Here is a 3,765-nt window from a genome sequence, read left to right as displayed (position 1 = left end):
GAATCGCCGGCAGTATCAGCGTCGGCATGCACAAGCCTGCATCGCGCCGGGTGCGCATGTCGACGAACGCCGTTTCATCGATGCCGTCATGCACATGAATATTGCCTTTACGTTGCTCGCCAACGGTGGTCATGCACTGGGAAGTGCGGCCGGCTGGCGGGTAATCGTGGCAGACATAGAGACGGGTGTCGGCGGGGAAGGCCAGCAACCTGTGTATCGAGGCGAACAGTTGATTGGCGTTGCCGCCAGGGAAATCGCAGCGTGCGGTGCCGACGTCGGGCATGAACAGCGTGTCGCCCACCAGTATGAATTCATCGTCGATCAGGTAGGCCATGTCTGCCGGAGTGTGGCCGGGAACATGCAGCGCCTTGGCCTTGAGGTTGCCGATGGCAAACTCCTCGTCCGGCGCAAACAGGTGGTCGAACTGCGAACCATCGCTGCGAAACGCCGGCTCAAGGTTGAACAGACGCTTGAAGACGTCCTGCACCTGGCTGATGGCCTGGCCTATAGCAATCTTGCCGCCCAACTCGCGGCGCAGGTAAGGCGCGGCGGACAGGTGATCGGCATGGGCGTGGGTTTCCAGCAGCCATTGGGTTTGCAACCGGTGCTCGCGAACGAAAGCAATGACCCGGTCAGGCTGCCGTCGTGTTCATAGATCACATAGGTGTAGGTCGATGAGGCGTCATCAAAGAAGGCTTGGATCAATGCTGGCATGGCGGCGGGCCCTGGCTGGATGACCGAAAGACACAAAGGGTTGCAACACTTTATGTTTAAACATAATGTCTACAGCTTAAGTGACGACCAAGGTTATCTGCAAATGCAATCCAGTCTAAGTGAAGGTGAAGTGGCGCAATTGCGCGCCTCGGCCTCCAAGGCCTGCGCGCTGCTCAAGGCATTGGCCAATGAGGACCGCCTGCTGATCCTCTGCCAGTTGACCCAGGGCGAACGCAATGTCGGCGAATTGGAAACCATGACCGGCGTGCGTCAGCCGACGTTGTCCCAACAGTTGGGCATTCTGCGCGATGAAGGCCTGGTGGGCACCCGACGTGAAGGCAAGTACATTTTCTACGGTCTTGCCAGCCATGAAGTGATTCAGGTGATGAAAACACTCTCGGGCCTGTATTGCGGCGCGGTGCTAAAAAGCTGGGCGTGAGCCTTTTCGGGCAGCCCCCTTGTAGAGGCAATAACTTATGAAGGACCAACACTGGGGCCAGACCATCAGTGCCGACATCGTGGTGATAGGCGGCGGTACTGCCGGTATTGGCCTTGCCGCCAGCCTGCTCAAGCGCGATCCACACTTGAACATCACTGTCATCGAGCCCAGCGCCCAGCACTATTACCAGCCCGCCTGGACGTTGGTCGGCGGTGGCGCCCATGAGCTCAAGAACACCGTACGGCCAATGGCTGCGGTGATGCCGCGACAGGCCCAATGGGTGCAGGCTGCGGTCAGCAGCGTCGACCCCGAAAACCGTCTGCTGACGCTTGATGACGGGCGCAGCGTCTCTTATCAGAACCTGATCGTCTGCCCTGGCTTGCGACTGGCCTGGGAGAAAATCGAAGGTCTGCAAGAAGCCCTCGGGCAGCACGGTGTCACGTCCAACTACAGCTACCGGCATGCGGCCTACACCTGGCAACTGGTCAAAGGTCTGCGCGGCGGCAAGGCAATCTTTACCCAGCCGGCGGTCCCGATCAAATGCGCCGGGGCGCCGCAAAAGGYGTTGTACCTGTCGTGTGATCACTGGCTCCGACACGGTGTGCTGAAGAACCTCGACGTCGAGTTCAACCTCGCCGGGGCCGCGCTGTTCGGCGTGGCGACTTTCGTCCCGCCGTTGATGAAGTACATCGAGAAATACCGTGCCCGGCTGGCATTCAACTCCAACCTGGTGAAGGTCGACGGGCCGGCGCAAACCGCCTGGTTCGAGGTCAGGGACGCCGCCGGAACGGTCACGCTGCAAGCGAAAAAATTCGATCTGTTGCATGTGGTACCACCGCAGGTTTCGCCGGACTTCATCCACCAGAGTTCGCTTGCCGATGCCGCTGGCTGGTGCGAAGTGGACGTCCACAGTCTGCAGCATGTGCGTTATCTGGACGTGTTCGCCCTCGGCGATGTCTGCTCCACCAGCAACGCCAAGACCGCCGCTGCAGTACGCAAGCAAATCGTCGTGGTTGCGGAGAACTTGCTGGCCTTGCGCAAACAGCAACCCTTGCCACTGAAATACGACGGTTATGGCTCCTGCCCGCTGACGGTGGAGAAGGGCAAGGTGATACTCGCCGAGTTCGGCTATGCCGGTAAGCTGCTGCCGACATTTCCCCTCGAGCCGACCGTGGCGCGGCGTTCGGCATGGTTTCTCAAGGCGACGCTGCTGCCGTGGTTTTACTGGAACGGCATGCTTAAAGGTCGTGAGTGGCTGACTCGTGTGTCCAAGGTCGATTGAGAAAACCCTATGCTGCTGGCGACATTGTTTGGTGTGGTGATGGGCCTGATCCTTGGGCTGACCGGGGCCGGCGGAGGCATTCTTGCAGTGCCGGCCCTGGTGCTCGGGCTGGGCTGGAGCATGACCCAGGCGGCGCCGGTGGCGTTGTTTGCGGTGGGCAGCGCCGCGGCGGTCGGTGCCATCGACGGCTTGCGCCATGGGTTGGTGCGCTACCGTGCGGCGTTGTTGATCGCATTGCTGGGGGCGGTGTTCTCGCCGGTGGGCATCTACTTCGCCCATCAGTTGCCGGAAAAAGTCCTGATGATCCTGTTCAGTCTGCTGATGATCATGATCGCCTGGCGGATGCTGCGGCGAGAAAAGCCGCAAGCGGGGCCGAGCGATCACGGCCACGCCACCTGGGGCCAGAAAAACTGCATGCTCGATCAACAGACCGGGCGCTTTTCCTGGACCGCCAAATGCACCGCAACCCTGGCTGCATTGGGGGCGGTGACTGGCGTGGTTTCAGGCTTGCTCGGGGTCGGTGGCGGTTTCCTGATCGTGCCGGCATTCAAGCAACTGACCGACGTACAGATGCGCGGCATCATCGCCACCTCGTTGATGGTGATCAGTTTGATCTCGGCAACCGGAGTGATCGGCGCCTTTCATGCCGGGGTGACTATTGACGCCCAGGGCGCGGCCTTTATCGCCGCCAGCATCGCCGGGATGGTCGTGGGGCGGCGACTGTGCGCCCGGGTTCCGGCCCGGGCACTTCAAGTGGGGTTTGCCAGCGTGTGCCTGATGGTAGCCGGCTACATGCTGCTCAAGGCTTGAAATCGGTGGTTGCAGTGTAGCGAACTGGCAAGAAGTCTCAGGCTCAGGTTTACTGCCTGCTATACCGATGACAAGGCCACGCAATGGATCACTACGCCCCGCGCAACTGGCAGCCTCACGAACGGCCAAGCTTGCCCGGTTCCCCCTCGACCCCTTTGCACTCCACGCCAAAGCGCTTGGCTTATGCATTGGTCGGGTTGCTGGTGGCATTGACCGGTGGTTTGGGCAACGCGTTGGTGGTCGCCAACCTGCCTTACCTGCAAGGCGCGCTGGGGGCGACGACCGCCGAGATGGCCTGGCTGCCGGCGGCGTATGTGATGACCAACGTCTCGATGAACCTGCTGCTGGTGAAGTTTCGTCAGCAGTTCGGCCTGCGGGCGTTCACTGAAGTATTCCTGGTGTTGTATGCGCTGGTGACCTTCGGCCATTTGTTCGTCAACGACCTGAGTTCGGCGATTGCGGTGCGCGCCGCCCACGGTATGGTCGGCGCGGCACTGAGTTCGTTGGGCCTGTATTACAT

3 protein-coding genes and 2 pseudogenes are annotated in these 3,765 nt (G+C 60.7%); 4 read left to right on the top strand and 1 reads right to left on the bottom strand.

What is annotated here, in order from left to right; genetic code table 11:
- Positions 1 to 714: pseudogene (locus AC1DH9_RS26085) on the bottom strand (MBL fold metallo-hydrolase); the annotation flags it as partial.
- Between the two features lie 103 nt (positions 715 to 817).
- Between AC1DH9_RS26085 and AC1DH9_RS26080 the strand changes: the two are divergent.
- The 4 genes and pseudogenes from AC1DH9_RS26080 to AC1DH9_RS26065 form a co-directional block, all read left to right on the top strand.
- Positions 818 to 1,153, top strand: coding sequence for an ArsR/SmtB family transcription factor (locus AC1DH9_RS26080; protein ID WP_054598349.1), 336 nt, complete (start codon positions 818 to 820; stop codon positions 1,151 to 1,153).
- A 37-nt stretch (positions 1,154 to 1,190) separates the two neighbouring features.
- Entirely contained in the window at positions 1,191 to 2,435 is a 1,245-nt protein-coding gene (locus AC1DH9_RS26075; protein WP_477809064.1) for an NAD(P)/FAD-dependent oxidoreductase, read from the top strand.
- A 9-nt stretch (positions 2,436 to 2,444) separates the two neighbouring features.
- Positions 2,445 to 3,245 carry a sulfite exporter TauE/SafE family protein gene (locus tag AC1DH9_RS26070; protein ID WP_427539283.1) on the top strand — a complete coding sequence of 267 codons (801 nt, stop codon included), beginning with the start codon at positions 2,445 to 2,447 and terminating at the stop codon, positions 3,243 to 3,245.
- Between the two features lie 83 nt (positions 3,246 to 3,328).
- Positions 3,329 to 3,765 (top strand): annotated as a pseudogene (locus tag AC1DH9_RS26065) (MFS transporter); the annotation flags it as partial.

The sequence above is a fragment of the Pseudomonas sp. 05T35 genome (assembly GCF_056396605.1).
The sequence above is the reverse complement of the archived record's forward strand: the minus strand, read 5'-3'. Positions and strand labels throughout refer to the sequence as shown.